Source organism: Micromonospora sp. NPDC047753, from assembly GCF_040642735.1.
GTDB lineage: Bacteria > Actinomycetota > Actinomycetes > Mycobacteriales > Micromonosporaceae > Micromonospora.
The window spans coordinates 1-21,611 of record NZ_JBEYSL010000054.1; the positions used below are offsets into that span (position 1 = coordinate 1).

Sequence of the window (21,611 nt, forward strand, 5' to 3'; positions counted from 1 at the left end):
GGGACCTGCGCCGGAGCGGCCGGCGGCCCGCCGGTCGGCGTGGACGCTGCCCCGGTCGGTGCGGGTGGCGCCCCCGTCGTGGTGGACGGGACATCGGTCGACGCCGGGGCCGACCCGGCGGCGGCGGGCCCACCCGGCGCGGTGCCGGTGCAGGCGGCGACACCCAACAGTGCCACCACGAGCGCCCCGGCGGCAGCGGCCCGGTGTACCTGCCCGGCCGCGGTCCCGCGGCGCAACTGCCCGGCCGCGGTCCGGCGGCGTGACTGCCCGGCTGCGGTCCGGCGGCGTGACTGCCCGGCCCCTGTCCACGCCATGCTGATCCGCATCCGATTCTCCGTTCCGGTCCGGAAGGGACCCCTTGGTGGGCCTGACGCTTGGCTATTCGGCCTTGGCGAGTCGGAGAGCCAACTCTGGGCAGACCTTGACCGCCTTCAGCGCGCCCTCGCGCAGCCAGGTCGGCACGGGGGTGGCCGGGAAGGCCGGATATCCATTCGCGTCGAGCCGGATGAAGTCCGGTACGACGTGGGCGCAGAGGCCGTGCCCGTCGCAGCGGGACCAGTCCAGGGTGAGCTTCTGCGGATTCGCGTCGGGTGCGCCCGGCAGCCCCATCATGCCCTTGACCCGCCGGCCGCAGCCGTCGCCGGTGCTGTGCAGCCGCAGGTCCTCAACGAAGACCTCGATCGCGGAGAGCGCGAACCGGGCGGTGCCGTCGGGGTGACTGCACGCGCCCCGGCCCTTCACCTCGCCGGCGGCGGCGCGCACGACGTCCGCCGGTTGGCTGCCGGCCACGGCCAGGTCCACCGCGCGGGCCAGGTCCGGCAGGCCCATCTTGCACGGCCCGCACTGGCCGGCGGACTCGCCGGCCAGGTAGCGCACCACCTGGGCGGCCTCACCGAGCGGGCAGGTGTCGACGCCGAGCGGGACGATGATGCCCGCGCCGAGGGTGCCGCCGACAGCGGCCAGGCCCTTGCGGGAGACCTCGGCCTTCTCTGCCGCCTCCGGGGTGATCCACTTGCCGTGGTAGCCGCCCATCAGGATGCCCTGGACGTCCGGCACCTCACACAGGTCGAGGACGTCGCGCAGCGGCATGCCGGCGGTGCACTCCACCACGGCCGGTCGGCCCGCCGCGCCGGTCACCGTGAGCAGCACGGTGCCCGGCTCGTCGTCGGTGCCGAGCGCCGCGTACTCGTACGGGCCCAGTCGGGCACCGATGGCGAGCTGGGCAAACGTCTCGGCGTTGGACAGCAGGGTGGGCAGACCGCTGACCCCGGAGTCGCTGGAGCGTTTCTTGGTGCCCGGCGGGATGTGCGGCAGCCCGTTGATGCCGTTGACGAGTGCGCCGCCCTCGCCGGAGATGAACCGGTGCGGCACTGTGACGATCGTCGTCTGCACCGGCATCCGGCGCTCGTCGAGCGCGTCCATCAGTGAGTCCCGGCCGACCCCGTCGTCCGCCACGCCGATCACGATCTCGTCGGCGTCCAGCGCGTACGCGGCCAGCGCGGCACCGTCCAGGATCAGGTGCGGGGCGCGGGTCAGCAGCACCTTGTCCTTCCAGCTGGCCGGCTCCCCCTCGGTGGCGTTGACGACCACCACGGCGGCAAGGTCCTGCCGCTCGCAGGACTCCAGCACCGCGCGCATCTTGCGGGCGAACGGGAACCCCGCCCCGCCCTTGCCCTTGAGCTGCATGCCCTCGGCGAGCTGGAGCAGCTGCGCGGGCTCCATCGGGCCGATCGGTCCGTGCACCTCCTCGTGCGCGCGCAGGTCGAGTCGGCCGTACTCGGCGAATCCGGCGGTGAGCCGGGGCTCGCCCACACAGGCGACAGGTGGCACGGCGGTCCGCATCACTTCGCCTCACCCCGCAGCCCGGCCCAGTACGCCCCGTCCACCGCGTCGGCGCTGGCCTTGCGGCGCTTGGACTTGCCCTCGCCGGCTGCCCGCTTGGCGCGGCGGGACGCCAGGTCGACAAGGGTCGGGGTGTCGTCGACGGGCGGCGCCACCTCGTCCGGCACGTACCGGGCCGGCGGACGCCAGTAGTCCGGCTCCTCGGGCAGGTCGTCGTCGACGCTGTGCCGGCCGCTGCCGCTGCGCGGCGCCGACGAGATCGGCTCGGCGGAGACCGGGCCGGCGGAGATCGGCTCGTCGGCCTGCCACCGGCGCGGGCTGTCCCAGGGCTCCTCGGGCTCGGCGAGGGCCGGCAGCGGCGGCGCCGAGTAACGGCTGCCGTCGTCCTCGGTGCGGGACCGGCGACGGGACCGCTCGGCGGCCGGCTCCTCGACGCGGCGCCGTCCGGTCGGCACGGCCTCGTCGCGGGTACGCGAGGCGCGCCGCCGGGTCACCGGCTCGACCTCCTCCTCGTCGCGTCGACGGGTGTCGGTCTCCTCCACGCTGCGGCGGGCCGACCGGCGGGTCGTCGACTCCTCCTCGGCACGTCGGCCGCGTGAGGACCGTTCGGTGTCGCGGCGGGCGGCCGGCTCCTCCTCCCGCCGACGGCGGCTCGGGCGGGCCGGCTCGACGAGGGAACCGGGCTCGGGCACCACCGGGACGGTGAACCGTTCCGGGTCGCGCCGCGTGGCCGGCGCGGCCCAGGTGGCGGTGGTCGTGTCCGCCCAGGCGGGACGCTTCTCGGCGGCCTTCGGGCGCCGACCCAACCCGGCCAGCAGCGATCTGGCGGTCTTCGCCTCCTCGGCCCGGCCGACCATCACCGCGTTGCGCACCGCTGCCTGGTGCTGCTCGCGGCTGCGCCGACCGATGCTGACCGAGAACCGGACCAGCAGGGCCAGCACCACCAGCAGAATGCAGCCCAGGTAGCTGAACATCACCCAGGGCGCTGCGGCCCGACCGGCGTTGAGGCCGTGGAAGACAGCGAACGGCCAGGCCAGGTACGCGGTGGAGTGCAGCGTGCGCCACAGCCACTTCGGGCCGACGCCGGCGAAGCGGGCGCGGATGATGCCGGTCCAGATCACGCTGACCATCAGCAGCGCCGCCACAGTGCCGAGCCCGATGTAGAGCCCACGGCCGCCGACGAACGGAACCAGCGCGTCGGTCGCCGCCGCCCGCCCGGTGGCGACCTTGGTGAGGACGTGGAAGCCGAGCCCGGCCACGCCCAGCACGCCGGTGGCCCGGTGCGCCGACTGCATCAGCACCCGGTGCGGGATGCGCAGCACCAGCCGGTCGGTGGCGAGCAGACCGAGCATCACGGTGAGGCTCAACGCCACCAGGGAGATGACCCCGGCGAAGAACTCGGTGAAGAAGAAGCCGTACGCGTACGCCGTCTGGCCAACGCCGGTCAGCATGATCGCCGCCCAGAGCGCGGCGAGCACCGACGCGATCAGCAGGGCGCTCGCCGACCGTGACGGGGCGCGCACCCCCCGACTGCTGGCGCTGGTCCGGACCGTCGCCGCCTTCTTGTCCTGCTCTGCCCGGGCCATCTGCTCCTCGATCGTCTCGCGGCGGCGCACCACCGGCCGACCCCTGCTCCCCCATCCAGTACGGACCGGCGGGGCGCGCGGATCACCTGCGGAAGGAAATTTCTGGGCCGACATCGAACCGAGGGGCGCGGCCGTGCGTTCCACCCGCTCCCACCCACCGATCAGGACAGTGACGAATGCCCATGCATTGACAGTCCTCGCAACACGCTTGTAACCTTTCAGCAATTTTCAGTCAGGCTTGCAAGATCCCGGCAAGCCGGCACTCCCCCACCGCACCACCACCACCCCCGCTCCCGCTCCCGCTCCCGTCAGGAGTCCCCCATGCACCGACGTCGACGTGGTTCGGCGCTCCTCGCCCTCGGTCTGATCGCCAGCCTGCTCGTCCCCACCGCCGTGACGGCACCCCCGGCCGTCGCCGCCCCGTCCGGCGGCAAGAAGGTCATCGTCCAGCTCTTCGAGTGGAACTGGCCCTCGGTGGCCAGCGAGTGCCAGAGCACCCTCGGCCCGAAGGGCTACGGGTACGTGCAGGTCTCGCCCCCGCAGGAGCACGTGCGGGGCAACCAGTGGTGGCTGGCGTACCAGCCGGTCAGCTATCGGATCGAGTCCCGCAAGGGCACCCGGGCCCAGTTCCAGTCGATGGTGAACACCTGCCACGCGGCCGGGGTCAAGGTGATCGTCGACGCGGTGATCAACCACATGTCCGGTCAGGACAACGGCGGCACCGGCTGGGCCGGCTCGTCCTACTCGCACTACGACTACCCGGGCATCTACCAGACCCAGGACTTCCACCACTGCGGGCGCAACGGCGGCGACGACATCGCCAACTACAACGACAGGTACGAGGTGCAGAACTGTGAACTGGTCAACCTCTCGGACCTGAAGACCGAGTCGGACTACGTCCGCACGAAGATCGCCTCGTACCTGAACGACCTGCTCTCGCTCGGCGTCGACGGCTTCCGGATGGACGCCAGCAAGCACATGCCGGCCGCCGACATCGCCGCCATCAGGGGCAAGCTGTCCCGCTCGGCGTACATCGTGCAGGAGGTCATCTACGGTGCCGGCGAGCCGGTCCAGCCAACCGAGTACACCGGCAACGGTGACGTGCACGAGTTCCGCTACGGCAAGGACCTGGCCCGGGTGTTCCGCTCCGAGCGGTTGGCGTACCTGCGCAACTTCGGCGAGGGCTGGGGGCACCTGCCCACCGGCCCGGCCTCGGTGTTCGTCGACAACCACGACACCCAGCGCGACTCCGGCGGGGTGCTGACCTACCGCGACCGGGGCATCTACGCGCTGGCGAACGCCTTCATGCTGGCCTGGCCGTACGGCTCTCCGACCGTCATGTCCAGCTACACCTTCAGCAACCGGGACGCCGGCCCACCGTCGGACGGCGCCAACAAGACGCTCAACGCCACCTGTTACTCCGGCTGGGAGTGCGAACACCGCTGGCCGGTGATCGCCAACATGGTCGGCTTCCGCAACGCCACCGAGGGTGCCGGCGTGGCCAACTGGTACGACAACGGCAACAACCACATCGCGTTCAGTCGCAGCGGCAAGGGCTTCCTCACCGTCAACGACGAGGACGCGGCGGTGAACGGCCGCTCCTACTACACGGGGTTGCCCGCCGGTCGGTACTGCGACGTCATCCACGGCACCTACGCGGGTGGGACGTGCAGCGGTCCGGTGATCACGGTGGACGGTAACGGCTGGTTCGCGGCGAACGTGCCGGCGCACGACGCGGTGGCCATCCACATCGGCGCGCGGGTCTGACGCGATCGGGGCCTCCGGACGGCGGGTCTCGCCGAACCGGGGGCCCCGAAGCATTCGCCACCATAGAGTGGTTTCGTGCTGTTTGACCGAAAGACTCCGTACCGCCGTCGCGGCGTCTGGGTGGCCGCCGCGATCGGCGTACCCGCGCTGCTGGTGACCGCGCTGCTGGTCGGCCAGGCCCTCACCCCGAGCTCGACGGCCCCCGCCGACCGCGACGTGGTGGCAGCCGACCCCACTCCGAGCAGTGTGGAGCAGAGCCCGGAGGAGCCGATCCCCCCGGCCGCGCCCGCCCCGGACGGGCTGCCGGTTGTCGACTACGACCCCGCCCCTGGCGGGTTCCCCGCCGATCCGTTCAGCATGGACGTCACACCGCTGGCCGACGGCGCGCACCCGACCAGACGGATCGCCGCGTACGACGCGCCCGGCGGTCGGCCGCGCGCCTTCCTCGAACCGACCATCCGCGGTGTCGAGCTGACCATGCCGATCGCCCAGCGGCGCGCCGGCTGGACGGCGGTCCTGCTGCCCTCGGCCAACCGCCGCCTCGCCTGGCTGCCGCCCGGCGGGTTCGAGACGGTGGCGTTGCGCGACCAGATCGTTGTGGAACGCAAGGTCCACCGGCTCACCTGGTACCGGGCCGGCAAGGCGGTGCGCTCCTGGGAGGTCAGCCTCGGCCAGTCGGGCCAGGAGACCCCACTGGGGCGCACCTTCATCCTGGGCCGCACCCCACCGCCGGAGGAGGTCTACGGCGGGGTGGACATCTACGCCCTCGGGTCGGTGCCCGACGACCCGGAGTCGGTCCCGTCCGGGCTGCGCGGCGCGCACATCGGGGTGCACACCTGGCACAACGACGACGAGCTGGGCGAGAACACCACCAACGGCTGCATCCGGCTGACCCGCAGCGGTCAACGGGAACTGCTCGCCGAGGTCCGCCCCGGCAGCAGCGTCGTCGTCGTCGACCAACTGGCCGCCCCACCGCCGACCGCCTGAACACCGGCCCGCACGGTCAGTCGCCGAGCAGCCAGCCGTTCTGCTCGGCGACCCGGATCGCGTCGGCCCGGTTGCGGGCACCGGTCTTGCCGATCGCCGCCGACAGGTGGTTGCGTACCGTCCCCTCGGACAGGTGCAACGCCCTGGCCAGGTCGGCGACGCTGCCACCGCCCCGGGCCGTCCGCAGCACCTCGGTCTCCCGCTCGGTCAGCGGGCTGAGCCCGGCGGCCAGCGTCTCCGCGGCCAGCGTCGGGTCGACCACCCGCAGCCCGGCGTGCACCCGACGGACCGCGTCGGCGAGCTGCCGGGCCGGCGTGTCCTTGACCACGAAACCGCTCGCGCCGGCCTCCATGGCCCGCCGCAGGTAGCCGGGTCGACCGAAGGTGGTCACCACCAGCACCCGGCAGGTCGGCAGCGCGGCCCGCAATGCCGCGGTGGCGGCGATCCCGTCCAGGCCGGGCATCTCCACGTCCAGCAGAGCCACGTCCGGAGCGCTGCGTCGGGCCTCGGGCACCACCTCGTCGCCCCGGCCGACCTCGGCGACCACTGTCAGGTCCTCCTCCAACGAGAGCAGGGCCGCCAGTGCACCCCGGACCAGCGCCTGGTCGTCGGCGAGCAACAGCCGGATCGGCGTGGAGCCGCCGCTCACCGGGCCTCCCCCGGCGCGTGCACCCGCAGCAGAAAACCGTCGCCCGTCGACCGCCGGCCGACGGTCACCACAGCGTCCAGCCGCCGCGCCCGCTCCCGCAGGCCCACCAGCCCGTGCCCGCTCGGGTCGGGAGTGGACGGCCCGCCACCGTCGTCACTGATCTCGACCCGATCCGGGTGCACCCGAATGACGCAGCACCGCGCCCCGCTGTGCCGGACCACGTTGGTCACCCCTTCCCGTACCGCCCAGCCGAACAACCGGTCCCACTCCTGCGGCAGCTCGGGCACCTCGGCCGACACGTCCGCCGCGATGCCCGCCGAGGCCAGCGCGGAGCGGGCGCCGGCAAGCTCCGCGGCGAGGCTCACCTCGCGGTACGCCCCGACCGTCTGTCGTACGTCGGCCAGCGCGGCCCGGGCCAGCGCCTCCACCTCGGCGATCTCGGTGGCGGCCCGCTCCCGGTCGACCTCGATCAGACGGCCGGCCAACTCGGCCTTGATCGCCACCACGGTCAGCGAGTGCCCGAGGATGTCGTGCAGGTCGCGGGCGGCACGGGACCGCTCCTCGGCGACCGCGAGCCGACCGATCTCCTGCTGGGCGGCCCGGAGTTCGCTGTTGCGCTGGGCCAACCGGGACACCCCGAACATGGCGAACGAGGCGAGCAGCACCGCGAAGACGATGCCGCTCTCCGCCGACCACCCCGGCACCAGCCAGGACGCCAGCACCGGGGTCACCGCGCAGAGCACGACGACGGCCAACGCCTCCCGCAGCGGCAGCAGGAAGACCGCCGCCGCGGCCACGTAGACCAGGGTGGCCAGCCAGTCCCCTTCGGTGCCCGGGAGACTGGCCAGGCCCACCGCGAGCAGCAGCGCCAGCCCGGCCCGAGCTCGGCCGGCCGGGATGGGCGACAGTGACTGGCGCAGTTTGCGCGCCCACTGGAACAGCAACACGTAACCGATGCCGAAGACGACAAGGGCCACCACACCGAGGAGCCGCCGCCACAGCTCCGGCTGGTGCAGGGCGGTGGCGAGCGGCACGTTGAGGAAGAACAGCCAGACGGCGGCCAGCAGCCAGCCGGTGACCCGCCAGTGGCGGCTCACCGGCCACGGCTGCCCGGTCGGGAGGTCCATCGGGTTCACGCTAGCGGCCCGGTCGCTCAGACCCGCGCGGTGTCCCGGCGGAACAGCCGGGCCGCGCCGACGCCGAACAGCAGCGCCCAGACGACGAGGTTCGCCACCGCCGCCATGCTCACCCCGTCGCCGGTCAGCGGGGCACGGGCCAGCACGCCCATGCCGTACACCGGGGTGAACTTCGCGACCTGCTGGAGCACGTCCGGCAGCACCTCGACCGGGACGAACAGCCCGCCGAACATGGCCAGCACCGCCAGCACGGGGCCGATGATCTGCATGACGTTCTCGGCCGGCGCCAGGTAGCCGATGAAGAGACCGAACGCGGCGAAGACCAGCGAGCCGACCCAGGCGGCGAGCCCGGACAGCAGCCAGACGTACGCCGGGACGCGGACGCCGGCCACGGCACCCACCAGGAACTCGACGACCACCGCGAGCAGGCCGAGGCTCATCGCGGTGATGAGCTTGGTCGCCACGTACGCCGCCGGGCGCAGCGGGGTGAGCCGCAGTTGCCGGCTCCAGCCCAGGGCCCGTTCGGTGGCCACCGCGCCACCGACACTGGTGGTGGCCACCATCGCCGCGTAGACGGCCAGGCTGATCATGACGTACGCCGTCACCGGCCGACCGTTGTCCAGTGACTGCCCGCCCTGCGGCAGGCCGAAGATGAGGAAGAAGACGCCGGGCATGATCAGCGTGAAGGCGAGGGTGCGGCGGTTGCGCAGCACCCGGCGCAGCTCGATTCCCAGGGCGCCGGGAGCGAACCCGCCCAGCGCGGGCAGCCGACGGTCCGGCTCGGTGACAGCGGCGCGGGTGGGGGTGGAGATGGTCATCTCAGGCTCCGGTCTGCGCTGTGGTCAGGGCGAGGAAGGCGTCCTCGAGGTTGCGGGAGGTGATCTCGACGTCCCGGGCGGCGGTCCGGGTCAGCAGGTGCCGGGCGACGGCATCCGAGTCGCCGGTCCGTACCAGCACGCTGTCGCCGCGCACCTCGACGGCGTCCACGCCGGGCAGCGCGGCGAGCGCGGCCTGGTCGGCGCCGGGCAGGGTGGCCCGCACGGTACGGCCGGCGGCCAGGTTCTTGATCTCCGCGGTGGTGCCGTCGGCGACGATGCGCCCCTGCCGGACCAGCACGATCCGGTCGGCGTACGCGTCCGCCTCGTCGAGGTAGTGGGTGGCGAAGATGACGGTCCGTCCGCGCCGGGCGTCACGGCGCAGGGCCTGCCAGAAGTCGCGCCGACCCTCGACGTCCATGCCGGTGGTCGGCTCGTCGAGCACCATCAGGTCCGGGTCGGGCAGCAGGGCCAGAGCGAAGCGCAACCGCTGCTGCTGACCGCCCGAGCAGCGCCCGACCACCCGATCGGCGATGTCGGTGATACCGGCCCGCTCCAGCACCTCCGCCGCGGGGCGGGTGTGCCGGTAGAAGTGCGCGGTCATCCGCACCGTCTCGCCCACGGTGAGGTCCTTGAGCAGCCCACCGGTCTGGAGTACGGCGGCGACGCGACCTCGGGCCACCGCCTCGTCGGGGGTGCCACCGAGGACGCGGACGGTGCCAGTGTCCGGGCGGGACAGCCCGAGCAGCATGTCGATGGTGGTGGTCTTGCCCGCGCCGTTCGGTCCGAGGAACGCCACCACCTCGCCGGGCTGTACCCGAAGGCTCAACCCGTCGACAGCGGTGACCGCGCCGAAGCTCTTGGTGAGGCCGTCCAACTCGACAGCCGGATGCGTACTGGTCATGCCAATCATGCTCCGGCGGCGCGTACCCCGATGCCCGGAGCGGTCGTCACGCTCCGACCGTGACATTTGTCAGGGGCCCGTTCCCCCGGAGGGTTTCCCCGCCCGGCAGCGGGTAACCGCCGGGCCGAAGCCGCGACACCGGGAGGACGCGATGGGTGCCACGCCGCAGGGTCAGGTCGACACGATCGTGCTGATCCACGGGCTCTGGATGACGCCGCGCAGCTGGGAGGGGTGGGCCCAGCGCTACACCGAACGCGGCATGCACGTCATCGCCCCGGCCTGGCCCGGCATGGACCGGTCCGTGGAGCAGTTGCGCGACGATCCCGGCCCTATCGCCGAGCAGAGCATGGCCACCATCGTCGCGCACTACGACAAGATCATCCGGGCGCTGCCCCGACCGCCGATCATCATGGGGCACTCGTTCGGCGGCCTGTTCGCCCAGGTCCTCGCCGACCGGGGTCTCGGCGCGTCAGTGGTGGGGGTGCATCCCGCGGCGATCAAGGGGGTGCTCAAGGTGCCGCTGAGTCAGCTCCGCTCGGGCTTCCCGATCCTGCGCAGCCCCGCCAACCGCAGCAAGGCCGTCCCGTTCACCCAGGACGACTTCGCCTACACCTTCGGCAACACGATGAGCCGCGAGGACTCCGACCGGGCCTGGCAGCGCTACGCCGTCCCGGGCGCCGGCCGGGTCTTCTTCGAGGGCGCCTTCGCCAACGTCGACCCGCGCTCACCCGCCCGGGTCGACGTCGGGCGCAACGACCGGGCACCGCTGCTGCTGATGGCCGGCGAGGCCGACCATGTGGTGCCGGCGTCGGTGGTCCGCGCCAACGCCGGGCTCTACCAGAAGTCCCGGGCCCTCACCGCGTACGAGCAGTTCGCGGGCCGGTCACACTTCACCGTCGGTCAACCCGGCTGGGAGCCGATCGCCGACTACGCGCTGGACTGGGCTCTGCGCGCGGCGGCCCTGCCCCGCGAGGCGACAATCGCCAGCGAAACCCCTCGCCGCTGACCCGGTTGGTCGCCCTGCCCGGTTGCCATGATCAGGTGATGAGAAACAGCTCAGGAACGCCTCTGACAGCTGTTTCTCATCACCTGATCACGCAAGACCACTCTGGCGGTGCGGCATGTCGGCGTCCTGGCGGGGTACCTCTGTGCGATGAGGGCCAGTTTCCGGCTTGGCCGGGTCGCAGGAGTGCCGGTCGGTGTCAACTGGAGCGTGCTGGTCATCTTCGCGCTGATCGCGTGGGGTTTGGCCGCGAACCAGTTCCCCCGTTCGTACCCGGACCGCTCGCCCGTGGCGTACACCCTCGCCGGCCTGGCCGCGGCGGTGGTCTTCTTCGTCGGCCTGCTCGCCCACGAGGTGTCGCACGCGGTGGTGGCCAAACGCAACGGGCTGGAGGTCGACGGCATCACGCTGTGGCTGTTCGGCGGCGTGGCCGAGTTGCGGGGCGAGCCGCGTGACCCGGGCGCGGAGTTGCGCATCGCAGGCGTCGGACCGCTGGTCAGCCTGCTGATCGGGGCGTTCTTCGGTGCCATCGCGGCGTTGCTCGCGCTGGCCGGGCAGGGCGGCCTGCTGTTCGGGGCGGTGGCCTGGCTGGCGGGGATCAACGTGCTGCTGGCCGTCTTCAACGTGCTGCCGGCCGCGCCCCTGGACGGTGGCCGGTTGCTGCGCGCCGCGGTCTGGAAGGCCACCGGTGACCGGACCCGGGCGTCGGTGGTCGCCGCTCGGGCCGGCTGGGTGCTGGGTGTGCTGCTGATCGGCCTGGGGTTGTGGCAGTTCCTGTCCGGTGTCGGTTTCGGTGGGCTCTGGTTGGCGCTGATCGGCTGGTTCCTGATCGGGGCGGCCGGCATGGAGGAGCGGCAGGCCCGCACCGGCACCGCGCTGCGCGGGATCCGGGTGGGCGACGTGATGACCCCGCAGCCGCAGACGGCCTCGGCGCAGATGACTGTCGCGGACTTCGTCGACCACTACCTGTTCGCGTACCGGCATTCGGCGCTGCCGCTGACCGAGGACGGCCGGCCGACCGGGCTGGTCACCGTCGACCGGGTGCGGGGCGTGCCGCCGGAGCGACGGGCGTCGACCACGCTGGCCGAGGTGGCCTGCCGGGCCGACGATCTGGTGCTGGCCCAGCCCGGTGAACAGCTCAACGACCTGCTCCCCCGGCTCTCCGAGTGCGCCGACGGCCGCGCCCTGGTGGTGACCGAAGACGGCCACCTGACCGGCATCGTCTCCCCCAGCGACATCAGCCGCGCCGTCCAACGCAGCACCCTCCGCACCCCCACCCCCTCCCGTTGATCATGAAGTTATTGCGCCGACACGCCGTGCCGAGTGGCAATAACTTCATGATCGACCGGGGCGGGGTGGGGTGGGGCGGGGTGGGGCGGGGTGGGGCGGGGTGGGGCGGGGACGGGCAGTTGGGTCAGGAGTGGGGGCAGGTGTCGCGGTACTCCTGGATGGCTGTTGAGGCTTGAGGTGCGGGGCAGAGGAACTGGTCGTAGCGGGTGTCGTCGTCCACGAAGCGCTTCAGCCAGGAGATGCTGTACTTGGCGACCGTCACGTTCGTCGAGGTGGGCGCGGAGTGGCTGGCGTTGTTGAGTTCCAGGTACGCCTTGTCCAGCGTGGACGGCAGGCTGGTGTAGAAGGGCTCCGAGTGCGACGAGACCGGTGCCACCGAATCGTTCTCCGCGCCGACGACCAGCGTCGGCACCCGTACGCCGGACCAGTTCTTGACGGTGTGCCAGCCGGTCAGCGGGATCGCGGCCTGCAACTGCGGTCGTGAGTTCGCCGCCGAGAGGCTGCCGCCGCCGCCCATCGAGTGCCCCATCACGGCGAGCCGGTTGCGGTCGATCCGGGTACGCACGCCGCTGGTGTTGGTGAGGTAGTCCAGGGCTGCGAGCAGTTGCGTGCCCCGGCTGGCCGGCTGGTCGTAGCGGGACAACGTGTCGATCGTGATCACCACGAAGCCCTGCGAGGCGAGGCGCGGCCCCAGCCAGGCCACGCTGGACTGGGTGGCGGTGTAGCCGGGTGAGATGGCCACCGCGCCGAAGGTGCCCTCGGCGGTGCTGGTCGGGTAGTAGATCGTCCCGCCCCGGAAACCGCTGACGCTGGAGGCCGCGACGGTGCTCTGGGCGATGGCGAACGCGCCCCGGTTGGCCTCGATGCTGGCCACGGTGGGGGCCGGGCCGCGCTCGTAGGGGCTGGCGGCGGCGTGGGCGGCTGGCGTCGCTGCGCCCAGTCCGGCGCCGAGCACGGCCAGGGCGAGCGCCCAGCGCAGACCGCGGCGGGGGCGAGGGACGACTGGTTCGGGGATGATGGCGGGTACGGGCTGCATGTCTCGCTCCGAGGGGTGGAGCCGACGGTCCCGGGACGGGGACCGGACGATGAGACTCATCGACAGACGTCAGTGTCCGCTCGGGGTCTCGCACCCCACCAATCCCAGCCGCCCCATGCCGCCGCGCTATGACACGCGCCGGGTCACCGGGGGAAGTAGCGGTCCATGGCCTCGGTGCGGAACGTGCCCTTCGGGTCAAGGTCGGCCAGGAGCGCGGCGAAGTCGTCGTAGCGCGGGTAGCGGGCGGACAGCTCGGCCGGGTCGGTCACGAAGACCTTGCCCCAGTGCGGGCGGGGCGCGAAGGGCGCCAGCCGCTCCTCCACGGCGGCCACCACGGGCAGCACCGCCGCGGTGTCGTCGACCCAGGTGAAGTGCAGCACGAAGCTGTCGCGCCGGTAGTTCGGGCTGAGCCACAGCTCGTCGGCCGCCACCGTCCGCAGCTCGGACACCAGCAGCACCGGGGCGATCAGGTCCGCCACGTCGTCCAGGGCGGCGAGCGCGTCCGCCGCCGCCGTACGCGCGACGTGATACTCGGACTGCAACTCGTCGCCGCTGCTCGGGGTGAAACCGAGCTTGAAGTGCGGCAGCCGCTCGTGCCACGGGCCCGGCTCGCCGAGCTGCGGGGTGCAGTTCTCCGCCGGCATCCCGAGCACCGGGTGCCGAGGCTGGTCGGCCGCCGTGGTGCCCAGCCAGTCCGCCGGGGGTGACGGCTCGTCGGCCACCTGCTTGCGCCACACCTCGCGCAGCCGGGGGGTACGGAAGTCGGTGAAGACACTCACGCTGTAGGCCGAGCCGAGCGCCTCGTCCAACGCCGTCCGATCCAGGTCGAGGCGTACGTACTGGCGCAGCGCGAAGGTCGGTACGACGTCCAGTGTGACGCGGGTGACCAGGCCGAGCGCGCCGAGCCCGACCACCATGCCGGCGAACGTGTCGGTGTCGCGGTCGACACGGAGCAGGTCGCCGTCGGCGGTGACCAGTTCCAGGCCGGCGACCGCGCTGGCCAGGTTGCCGTGGGTCTGACCGGAGCCGTGGGTGGCGGTGGCCACCGCGCCGGCCACCGAGATGTGCGGCAGCGAGGCGAGGTTCGCCAGCGCGTACCCCTGGGTGTGCAGCTGTCGGGCGACGTCGCCGTAGCGCATCGCGCCGCTCACTGTGACCTGCCCGCGCTCGTGGTCCACCTCGACGACCGGGGGCAGCCCGGCGAGGCTGACCAGGTCACCGTCGGTGTCGCCGAGACGGTTGAAGGAGTGCCCGCTGCCCACCGCCCGGATCCGGCTGCTGCCGGCGACGAGCCGGCGCAGCTCGTCGACGGAGGTGGGGCGGTGGAACGCCTTCGCGGCGTACCGCACGTTGCCGGCCCAGTTGCGGCGCGGAACGTCAGTGGTCGACGCGGTGTGCGGTCCCTGCGCGGTCATGTGGCGGTCTCCCGATCGGTGCTCTGCTGGTCGGCCAACGCGGCGACGAGGGCACCCAGAACGGTATCCGTCTCGGACGTGTTGTAGCCACGCTGGGCGATCGGCAGACCAGCCCTGGTGGCGCGTTGGATCTCCCCGCGGGCCGCCTGCCGGGCTGACGTGTCCCCGGACATCAGCGCGTCCTGGCCGCGTCGGATCAACCGGTCGACCCGGTCCATCTGGTAGCCACGCAGACCGATCATGAGCTCCGGTGCCTCGAAGGCGGCGCGGCGCACCGCGAGCAGGTCGACGAACCGGTCGCCGGCATAGCGGGTCAACGCCTCGGACACCTGCTCGGGCTGCTCACGGACCTGGTCGAGGACGAGCAACTCGATGGCCGGGCGACCGTCGGACGGGTGGCGCGCCGTCACCAGCTCACGGGGCACACCCTGCACAGGAACCAGCAACAGTCGCGGCGGTTTCGCGTAGCCGTCGCGTCGGGGCGGCTCGTCGAGGACCAGCGTGTCGACCTCGTCCCACCGAATCTCCCGGCGCAGGCCGGGACGCCGGATGCTGAGCCCTTCCGAGTGGATCCCGAACCGGAACGGCCGCATCGCGCTGACCAGCGCCACCGCGCCGAGCGCGATCGCCCCCACCGCGATGATCGTCCGTAGCAGGGCGCCGTCGCTGGGATAGACCAACAGAAGCACTCCACCGAGTACGCACACCGAGGCGAGCGCACGGGCCCCCCGATTCCGGCGCAGTTCCACGCTCGGACCCCCGTTTCATGACCGTGGCGTCGGTCCCGACATCTTCCGCCAGACCGGGCACCAGGGACACCGGTCGATCGGGCACGGTTGTTCTCGTCGTCGTCGGGGAACCCTACGCCCATGAGCAGCTACCGTGATCCGGCCGCACGAGGCGACGTCTTCCCCTCCGAGGAGGAGCTGGACCCGACCGGCACCGAGGTCGAGCAGGCCAGCGCGCCGCCGGCCGGCGAGTTTTCGAGCCACCCGTCGCCGACGCCCGGCCCTCGGCCCACACCGACGCCCGCGCCCGCCCCGACGCCGGTGCCGGCACCCGGCCCGCCGCCGCGCGCTCCTGGCGCACAGTCGATCGTGACGCGTCACCTGGACGGCTCGGTGGAGGTGGTCACCGATCTCGACGGTGACGGCGTCGCCGACGTCGTCCAGATCGACGTGGACGGTGACGGGATCCCGGACATCACCTATGTGGACAGTGACCGCGACGGACGGCTGGACACCGTGCTGGGTGACCCGAGCGCGGTCGGGACAAACTTCCACCGGGCCTGACCGGCGACGTCGTCCCACGGCCACCCGGCCGACTCAGAGCCTCGCTATCACCTCGCCGGCGACCAGCTCCAGGTGCTCCAGGTCGCTGAGGTCCAGCACCTGGAGGTAGAGCCGCTCGCTGCCGATCTCCGCGTACCGGCCGATGGTGTCCAGCACCTCAGCGGGCGTGCCGGCCAGACCGTTGGCCCGCAGCTCGTCCGGATCGCGACCGATGGCGGCAGCGCGGCGGGCCACCTCGGCGTCGTCGCGCCCGCAGCAGAGCACCAGGGCGTTGGACCAGACCATCTCGGCCGGGTCCCGGCCGATCTCGACGCAGGCCGCGCGTACCCGGTCGAACTGCGCCGCGGTGTCCGGCACCGAGGCGAACGGCAGGTTGAACTCGTCCGCGTAGCGGGCGGCCAGCCGAGGGGTGCGCTTCGGGCCCGTACCGCCGAGCAGGATCGGAGGACGGGGCTGCTGCACGGGCTTGGGCAGGGCCGGCGAGTTCCGGACCGGGTAGTACCGGCCGTCGTGGTCGAACCGCTCCCCCGGCGGCGTGGCCCAGAGCCCGGTGATGACGGCGAGCTGCTCCTCCAGCCGGTCGAACCGCTCGCCCAGCGGCGGGAACGCGATGCCGTACGCGCTGTGCTCCTCGGCGTACCAGCCGGTGCCGATGCCCAGCTCCACCCGGCCGCCGCTCATCTGGTCGACCTGCGCCACCGTGATCGCCAGCGGGCCGGGCAGCCGGAAGGTGGCGGCGGTCATGAGCGTGCCGAGCCGGATGCGGCTGGTCTCCCGGGCCAGGCCGGCGAGCGTGGTCCACGCGTCGGTGGGGCCGGGCTCGCCGCTCACGTCACCCATCTTCAGGTAGTGGTCGGACCGGAAGAACGCCCCGTAGCCGGCGTCCTCGGCGCACCGGGCGACGGCGAGCAACTGGTCGTAGCTGGCACCCTGCTGGGGCTCGGTGAAGATCCGAAGTTCCATGATCCGAGCATAGGGAGCCGATCGGCGGTGGCGCGTCGGGACGGCGACCGCCGCCATATGCCTTGACAGTCATATGACGAAAGAGGCATGTTGGGAAGGTGTCGACCGACGCCTTCACCGTCCTCGCCGAGCCCACCCGGCGCCGGATCCTCGATCAGCTCCGCGACGCCGAACGCAGCGTCGGCGAGCTGGTCGATGGGCTCGGGGTCAGCCAGCCAGCCGTCTCCAAACACCTGCGGGTGCTTCGCGACGCTGGCTTCGTCACCTGCCGGACGGCCGCCCGACAGCGGATCTACCGCCTCGACCCCGGCCCGCTGCGGGTCGTCGACGGCTGGCTCGACCCGTACCGGCGGCTCTGGGCCCGACACCTGGACGCCCTGGAACGGCACCTCGACAGTCAGGAGCAGTGAATGGACCGCGACGCGTTCCGCCCGAGTCCACCCGCCGACGTGCGCGCCGAGCGAAACGACGCTCGCGCGACCCTCGTCTTCGTCCGCGACCTGCGGCATCCGCCAGCCACCGTCTGGGCGGCACTGACCGACCCGGCGCAGCTCGCGCAGTGGGCGCCGTTCCTCGCCGACCGCGATCTCGGCAACGCCGGCGCCGCCGTGCTCACCCTCGTCGACGGCGAGACCACCCAGGAGGACCCGGCGACGGTACGCCGGGCCGAGCCGCCGCACCTGCTGGAGTACACCTGGGGCGACGACCTGCTGCGCTGGGAGCTGAGCCCGCTGGGCAACGGCACCCGGCTCACCCTGCGGCACACCGTCGCCGACCGGGGCATGCTGCCGATGGTCGCGGCCGGCTGGCACCTCTGCCTCGACGTGGCCGACCGGTTGCTCGACGGCGACCCGGTCGGCCCGATCCGCGGCGCGGAGGCCAAGGACTTCGGCTGGCCCGAGCTGCGCGACGCGTACGCCGAACGGCTCGGTGAGGGCTGACCGGTGCAGTTCCGGCGGCCCCGGAGCCCGGAGCCGCCGGAACCCGGTCAGACATACGGTCGCTTGGCGTACGCCTCGCGGAGCGCGGTCAACCCGGCCGCCTTCGGCACCAGGGTGCCCCACCCGGAGTTGAAGTAGTTGGTGCGCACGATCCGTGGCCCGCGCTCGGCGTTGAGCTGGGCGATCGCCGGCGGGACGGTGGCGATCCAGGCGGCCTGGTTCGGAATCTCGGCGACCCTGACGCCCCACTCCGCGATGATCACGGGTCGGGACAGCGCCACCGGGCCGAGATCCGCCACCGCCCAGTCCTTGGTGCGACGAAACCGGGCCAGCGCGGTGTGGCTGGCGTTGGTGCCGTACACGTTCCACTGGAGGTAGTCGAGGCGGGACATCAGTGACTCCGGGTGGGTGCGCTGGAAGCATTCCCTGTCGAAGCCGCCCAACCCCACCGAGAAGGTCGTCCCGGTGGGCAGGGTCCGCGCCTTGAACCAGGTCAGGATGTAGTTCATCGCCTGCACCGCGCGAGCGTCCGACTCGGCCCAGGTGTACGCCTTCCCGTCCTCGGTGGTGCCGAACTCGTGATCGGTGTCCAGTTCCGAGGCGAGCTGGATGTTCACCCCGAAACCGAGCGCCCGGTACTGCGACAGGGCGCGGGCGAACAACCCGTCGCACTGCCCCTTGATCACCTGGTTGTACCCGTACGCCCTCGGCCAGGTGGTGCCCGGTCGCTGCTGGATGGTCATCGACGGGGCCGGCACCGTGTAGCTGACGCCGTCCACAGTGAAGCTCTGCGGCCCGTAGTTCGGGGCGCCGTAACTCTTCAACTCCAGGACCATGTTCATCTGCACACCGGCCTTACCCAGGTTGACCAGCCAGGGCCGGTTGTAGCCGGGGAAGATGAAGCCGTCGGCGAAGCTGCGGTACTGGGTGAGCGACCGGAAGTTGCCGCCGGCCATGTCGGCGGTCGGGTCGGCGCCCCCGGAGAGGTAGTAGCCGCCGAGCACGGGTTGGCTCAGGCTGTAGTCGGCGGCTGCCGTCGCGGTGTTGCCGGCGGCGTCGCGGACCTGGACGGTGACCCTGGGCATCACGCCACCGACCGATACACGGCCACGGAGCCGTTGTCGGAGACCCGGGTCCAGGTACGTCCGGAGTTGTCGGTGACGGTGACGGTGAGCGGGTCGATGACCGCCGTGACCTTGACCGGCGCGCTGCTGTTGCCCTGCGCGTCGGTGACCACGATGGTGACGGTCAGCGGTTTGGTGTCGGCGTCTGAGTAGGTGACGGTCAGCAGCATCTGGTCACCCGGCGCGAAGACGGATGCGTTCAGGGCTGCGGTTGCTGTGGGAGCGGCCATGTCGGGCCCTTTCTTGCTCGGTCGCCGGGTCTCGGCGCGCGGTCGAGCGACGCCGGACCCCGGCGGGGTCCACAGTGCGAAAGGCCGGCGGGGCACGGGGACGGTGGGCACGATCGGCGGACGGCGCTGCCTGACTGCCGATGGTGCTGACGTCCCTGTCCCGATGGGCGGAGGCACCGCTGCGGGCGCCCGCAGGGGTGTCGGTGACAGCCACGACCTGTCGTACGCGCGATCGACACGGCAGCTGTGCCGTGACCGCCACGGCTTCGAGGCCGGGCTGGGTGAGGGCGGCACCGGTGCGGACGATGTTGTCCCCACCGGGCCGGAGGCTCGGGATGTGGCCCGCCACCCGTCTACCTCCACCTGCCCCAAGGGTGCCCTACCAGGGGATTTACCGTCTTGTCCGAATTGCGACAAGAGCCCGGAAGGGCGGGGTGCGACGGTTACTCAGACACCCTGGATCGGGCAGCGGCAGCGCCCGAGCAGGTCGGCCGGGAGCGCGGTGTCCGCGGCGGTGGCGACTGGTCCACCCGATCTGGCATCCTGGGCAAGTGGAACCTCGTTCCGCTAACAATGACACGGGACACTGTTCCGTTTGCCAAGGAGGTAACGGCGCGTTGGTCGACATCGACGGCGAACCAGGGAGGCCGACCCCGCGGAAGCGGGCCGACGCCCGGCGCAACGAGGCGACACTGCTGGCCGCCGCCGCCTCGGCCTTCGTCACCTCGGGCGTGGACGTGCCCGTACGCGACATCGCCACCCGGGCCGGCGTCGGTGTGGGCACCATCTACCGCCACTTTCCGACCCGAGCCGACCTCATCGTCGCCGTCTACCGACACCAGGTCGAGGCGTGCGCGGAGGCCGGGCCGACGCTGCTGGCGGAGAGCGACACACCGCACGCCGCCCTCGCCCAGTGGATCAATATCTTCGTCGACTTCCTGGTCACCAAGCACGGCCTCGCCGAGGCGCTACAGTCCGACAACGCGGCCTTCGAGGCGCTGCACGCCTACTTCCTGGACCGGCTCCTGCCGGTGTGCGCCCAACTGCTCGACGCCGCTGCCGCGGCTGGCGAGATCCGCCCCGACGTGACGGCCTTCGAGCTGCTGCGCGGTGTCGGCAATCTCTGCATCGGCGCCGGCGAACCCCGCTATGACGCGCGTCGCATGGTCGAACTCCTCGTCGCGGGGTTGCGCCACCACCGGGAAACCGGGCCGCGCTAGCTTATTGATCATGGCGGACTGGGAGCTTCGGCCGGCCTCGGCGGCGGACGTCGAGGCGGTGGCCGAGTTGCGGGCGGTGGTACTGCGGGCCGATCTGGAGCGGCTCGGGCGGTACGACGAACAGCGGGTGCGGCAGCGCCTGCGGGACGGTTTCGCACCGGCGTACACCTGGGTCGTCGAGGTGGACGGCGCGTTCGCCGGCTGCGTGGCGCTACGGCCCGCCGCGGACGCCCACTGGCTGGAGCACTTCTACCTGGCTCCGCGGCTACAGGGCAGTGGCATCGGCACCGCAGTGCTGCGCGAGTTGCTGCGCCGGTGCGACAGCGCCGGCACGCCGGTCCGGCTCAACGTGCTGCGGGGCAGCCCGGCCCGGAGCCTGTACGAGCGGCACGGTTTCACCCTCGACACCGAGGATGCGGTGGACGTGTTCATGGTTCGCGCCCCCAGGACGATCGCCGCCCGGACTCCGACAGTGTCAATGTAACGTTGACGGATGACGTCGGAGCTGGCCCAGTTGGCGGAGATCCGCGCCACCCGCGCCCGCCTGGACGAGCAGGAGCTGGAGCTCATCGACCGCGCACGCCACGACGGTGCGACGTGGGCTCAGATCGCGACGGCACTCGGCCTCGGCAGCCGGCAGGCCGCCGAGCAGCGTCGACAACGGCTGGTGGCGGCACGGTGGTCCCGGCGGCAGCAGCTCGACCTCCGGATGCCTCAGCAGATCGCGGCGCTGCGGGCGGCGGTGGCCGACCTGGCCCGGTGGATCGGGGCCGACCAGCGGTGGGACGGCCGATTTCGTCGAGCGGCGCTCGTGCGGAGCACAGTGGACGCCGCGCTGGACGCGGCCCCGGGTTCGCTGCACGCGTTGGCCCTGCACCTCACCACCGATCTCACCGGAGCGGGTGAGCGACTGCCCGCGCCGGCGCGGACCGCGGCGAGGAAGATCGACCTCGCCCTGTCAACGGTTGATTGACAAAGGCCAGCGGCATTGCCTGCGGTTCCGCTCAAGCTTGAGGATATGAGTCACCTCGACTCAACTCGGAGTGCTCATGCGTCGCAACGCGGGCCTGTTCGTGGCGATCTCCCTGCTGTCCGGCTTCGGAAGCAGCGCCATGTCCCTGGTCGCCGGCATCTGGATCCTGGACCTCACCGGCTCCACCAGCCTCGCCGCCCTCGCCGGGCTCTGCGTCTACGCCCCGGTGCTCACCGGCCCGTGGCTGGGCGGTCTGCTCGACCGGGCGGCCCGACGGCCGCTGGTCATCGCCGTCAACCTCATGCTGGCGGCCGTCCTGCTCGCACTCCTCGCGGTGCGCGGGCCGGGGCAGACCTGGCTCATCTTCGCCGTCGCGTGCGCCTACGGCGTCAGCTACGTGCTGATCGACGCCGGCGAGACGGCGTTGCTGCCGTCAGC

At 72.1% G+C, this 21,611-nt stretch carries 22 protein-coding genes and 2 pseudogenes; 11 read left to right on the forward strand and 13 right to left on the reverse strand.

Going from position 1 to position 21,611, the window contains the following annotated elements; translation table 11 throughout:
* From ABZ749_RS07345 to ABZ749_RS07355, 3 genes and pseudogenes are all read right to left on the reverse strand, one after another.
* A pseudogene (locus ABZ749_RS07345) lies at nucleotides 1-326 on the reverse strand (hypothetical protein); the annotation flags it as partial.
* A 52-nt stretch (nucleotides 327-378) separates the two neighbouring features.
* Nucleotides 379-1,842 carry an NADH-ubiquinone oxidoreductase-F iron-sulfur binding region domain-containing protein gene (locus ABZ749_RS07350; protein ID WP_357223860.1) on the reverse strand — a complete coding sequence of 488 codons (1,464 nt, stop codon included), beginning with the start codon at nucleotides 1,840-1,842 and terminating at the stop codon, nucleotides 379-381.
* The gene (locus tag ABZ749_RS07355; protein ID WP_357223863.1) at nucleotides 1,842-3,461 is read right to left on the reverse strand and encodes a ferric reductase-like transmembrane domain-containing protein; all 1,620 of its coding nucleotides are present in this window, start codon (nucleotides 3,459-3,461) and stop codon (nucleotides 1,842-1,844) included. Before ABZ749_RS07355 ends, ABZ749_RS07350 begins: the two co-directional genes overlap by 1 nt.
* A gap of 288 nt (nucleotides 3,462-3,749) precedes the next feature.
* Between ABZ749_RS07355 and ABZ749_RS07360 the strand changes: the two genes are divergently transcribed.
* Nucleotides 3,750-5,195, forward strand: coding sequence for an alpha-amylase family glycosyl hydrolase (locus ABZ749_RS07360; protein ID WP_357223866.1), 1,446 nt, complete (start codon nucleotides 3,750-3,752; stop codon nucleotides 5,193-5,195).
* A gap of 75 nt (nucleotides 5,196-5,270) precedes the next feature.
* The gene (locus ABZ749_RS07365) at nucleotides 5,271-6,182 is read left to right on the forward strand and encodes a L,D-transpeptidase (RefSeq protein ID WP_357223869.1); all 912 of its coding nucleotides are present in this window, start codon (nucleotides 5,271-5,273) and stop codon (nucleotides 6,180-6,182) included.
* Between the two features lie 16 nt (nucleotides 6,183-6,198).
* On the opposite strand, the gene ABZ749_RS07370 is transcribed toward ABZ749_RS07365, so the two are convergent.
* The 4 genes from ABZ749_RS07370 to ABZ749_RS07385 are packed head-to-tail and all read right to left on the reverse strand — an operon-like array spanning nucleotide 6,199 to nucleotide 9,686.
* A complete protein-coding gene (locus tag ABZ749_RS07370; protein ID WP_357223871.1) occupies nucleotides 6,199-6,831 on the reverse strand; it encodes a response regulator transcription factor in 633 nt (210 codons plus the stop codon).
* Nucleotides 6,828-7,958 carry a histidine kinase gene (locus ABZ749_RS07375; RefSeq protein WP_357223874.1) on the reverse strand — a complete coding sequence of 377 codons (1,131 nt, stop codon included), beginning with the start codon at nucleotides 7,956-7,958 and terminating at the stop codon, nucleotides 6,828-6,830. Before ABZ749_RS07375 ends, ABZ749_RS07370 begins: the two co-directional genes overlap by 4 nt.
* Nucleotides 7,959-7,984: 26 nt before the next feature.
* The gene (locus tag ABZ749_RS07380; protein WP_357223877.1) at nucleotides 7,985-8,785 is read right to left on the reverse strand and encodes an ABC transporter permease; all 801 of its coding nucleotides are present in this window, start codon (nucleotides 8,783-8,785) and stop codon (nucleotides 7,985-7,987) included.
* 1 nt (nucleotide 8,786) lies between these two features.
* Entirely contained in the window at nucleotides 8,787-9,686 is a 900-nt protein-coding gene (locus ABZ749_RS07385; RefSeq protein WP_357223880.1) for an ABC transporter ATP-binding protein, read from the reverse strand.
* Between the two features lie 151 nt (nucleotides 9,687-9,837).
* Between ABZ749_RS07385 and ABZ749_RS07390 the strand changes: the two genes are divergently transcribed.
* Nucleotides 9,838-10,692, forward strand: a complete 855-nt coding sequence (locus tag ABZ749_RS07390) for an alpha/beta fold hydrolase (RefSeq protein ID WP_357223884.1) — start codon at nucleotides 9,838-9,840, stop codon at nucleotides 10,690-10,692.
* Between the two features lie 147 nt (nucleotides 10,693-10,839).
* On the forward strand, nucleotides 10,840-11,979 hold the full coding sequence (locus tag ABZ749_RS07395; RefSeq protein WP_357223887.1) for a site-2 protease family protein: 1,140 nt from the start codon (nucleotides 10,840-10,842) through the stop codon (nucleotides 11,977-11,979).
* Nucleotides 11,980-12,103: 124 nt separating this feature from the next.
* On the opposite strand, the gene ABZ749_RS07400 is transcribed toward ABZ749_RS07395, so the two are convergent.
* The 3 genes from ABZ749_RS07400 to ABZ749_RS07410 form a co-directional block, all read right to left on the reverse strand.
* The gene (locus ABZ749_RS07400; protein ID WP_357223890.1) at nucleotides 12,104-13,015 is read right to left on the reverse strand and encodes an alpha/beta hydrolase; all 912 of its coding nucleotides are present in this window, start codon (nucleotides 13,013-13,015) and stop codon (nucleotides 12,104-12,106) included.
* 143 nt (nucleotides 13,016-13,158) lie between these two features.
* Complete coding sequence (locus tag ABZ749_RS07405; RefSeq protein WP_357223892.1) at nucleotides 13,159-14,430, reverse strand: FAD-binding protein; 1,272 nt, start codon at nucleotides 14,428-14,430, stop codon at nucleotides 13,159-13,161.
* A complete protein-coding gene (locus tag ABZ749_RS07410) occupies nucleotides 14,427-15,110 on the reverse strand; it encodes a hypothetical protein (protein ID WP_357223895.1) in 684 nt (227 codons plus the stop codon). Before ABZ749_RS07410 ends, ABZ749_RS07405 begins: the two co-directional genes overlap by 4 nt.
* 189 nt (nucleotides 15,111-15,299) lie before the next feature.
* On the opposite strand from ABZ749_RS07410, the gene ABZ749_RS07415 reads away from it, so the two are divergent.
* On the forward strand, nucleotides 15,300-15,722 hold the full coding sequence (locus tag ABZ749_RS07415; protein WP_357223898.1) for a hypothetical protein: 423 nt from the start codon (nucleotides 15,300-15,302) through the stop codon (nucleotides 15,720-15,722).
* Between the two features lie 33 nt (nucleotides 15,723-15,755).
* Here the strand turns inward: ABZ749_RS07415 and ABZ749_RS07420 are convergent, their stop codons facing one another.
* Nucleotides 15,756-16,685: an LLM class F420-dependent oxidoreductase gene (locus ABZ749_RS07420; protein WP_357223901.1), complete on the reverse strand. Its 930-nt coding sequence runs from the start codon at nucleotides 16,683-16,685 to the stop codon at nucleotides 15,756-15,758.
* 98 nt (nucleotides 16,686-16,783) lie between these two features.
* Between ABZ749_RS07420 and ABZ749_RS07425 the strand changes: the two genes are divergently transcribed.
* Together ABZ749_RS07425 and ABZ749_RS07430 are read left to right on the forward strand one after the other, a co-directional pair.
* Nucleotides 16,784-17,095, forward strand: coding sequence for a metalloregulator ArsR/SmtB family transcription factor (locus tag ABZ749_RS07425; protein ID WP_355009751.1), 312 nt, complete (start codon nucleotides 16,784-16,786; stop codon nucleotides 17,093-17,095).
* The gene (locus ABZ749_RS07430) at nucleotides 17,096-17,626 is read left to right on the forward strand and encodes an SRPBCC family protein (RefSeq protein ID WP_357223904.1); all 531 of its coding nucleotides are present in this window, start codon (nucleotides 17,096-17,098) and stop codon (nucleotides 17,624-17,626) included.
* Nucleotides 17,627-17,673: 47 nt separating this feature from the next.
* Here ABZ749_RS07430 and ABZ749_RS07435 read toward each other — a convergent pair whose 3' ends face one another.
* Entirely contained in the window at nucleotides 17,674-18,711 is a 1,038-nt protein-coding gene (locus ABZ749_RS07435; protein ID WP_357223907.1) for a hypothetical protein, read from the reverse strand.
* The gene (locus ABZ749_RS07440; protein WP_124859437.1) at nucleotides 18,711-18,980 is read right to left on the reverse strand and encodes a hypothetical protein; all 270 of its coding nucleotides are present in this window, start codon (nucleotides 18,978-18,980) and stop codon (nucleotides 18,711-18,713) included. The genes ABZ749_RS07435 and ABZ749_RS07440 overlap by 1 nt, the downstream gene beginning before the upstream one ends.
* A gap of 617 nt (nucleotides 18,981-19,597) precedes the next feature.
* On the opposite strand from ABZ749_RS07440, the gene ABZ749_RS07445 reads away from it, so the two are divergent.
* The 4 genes and pseudogenes from ABZ749_RS07445 to ABZ749_RS07460 form a co-directional block, all read left to right on the forward strand.
* Nucleotides 19,598-20,200 carry a TetR/AcrR family transcriptional regulator gene (locus tag ABZ749_RS07445; protein ID WP_357223910.1) on the forward strand — a complete coding sequence of 201 codons (603 nt, stop codon included), beginning with the start codon at nucleotides 19,598-19,600 and terminating at the stop codon, nucleotides 20,198-20,200.
* A gap of 10 nt (nucleotides 20,201-20,210) precedes the next feature.
* On the forward strand, nucleotides 20,211-20,684 hold the full coding sequence (locus ABZ749_RS07450; protein WP_357223913.1) for a GNAT family N-acetyltransferase: 474 nt from the start codon (nucleotides 20,211-20,213) through the stop codon (nucleotides 20,682-20,684).
* 9 nt (nucleotides 20,685-20,693) lie between these two features.
* A complete protein-coding gene (locus ABZ749_RS07455) occupies nucleotides 20,694-21,173 on the forward strand; it encodes a hypothetical protein (RefSeq protein WP_357223916.1) in 480 nt (159 codons plus the stop codon).
* A 76-nt stretch (nucleotides 21,174-21,249) separates the two neighbouring features.
* Nucleotides 21,250-21,611: pseudogene (locus ABZ749_RS07460) on the forward strand (MFS transporter); the annotation flags it as partial.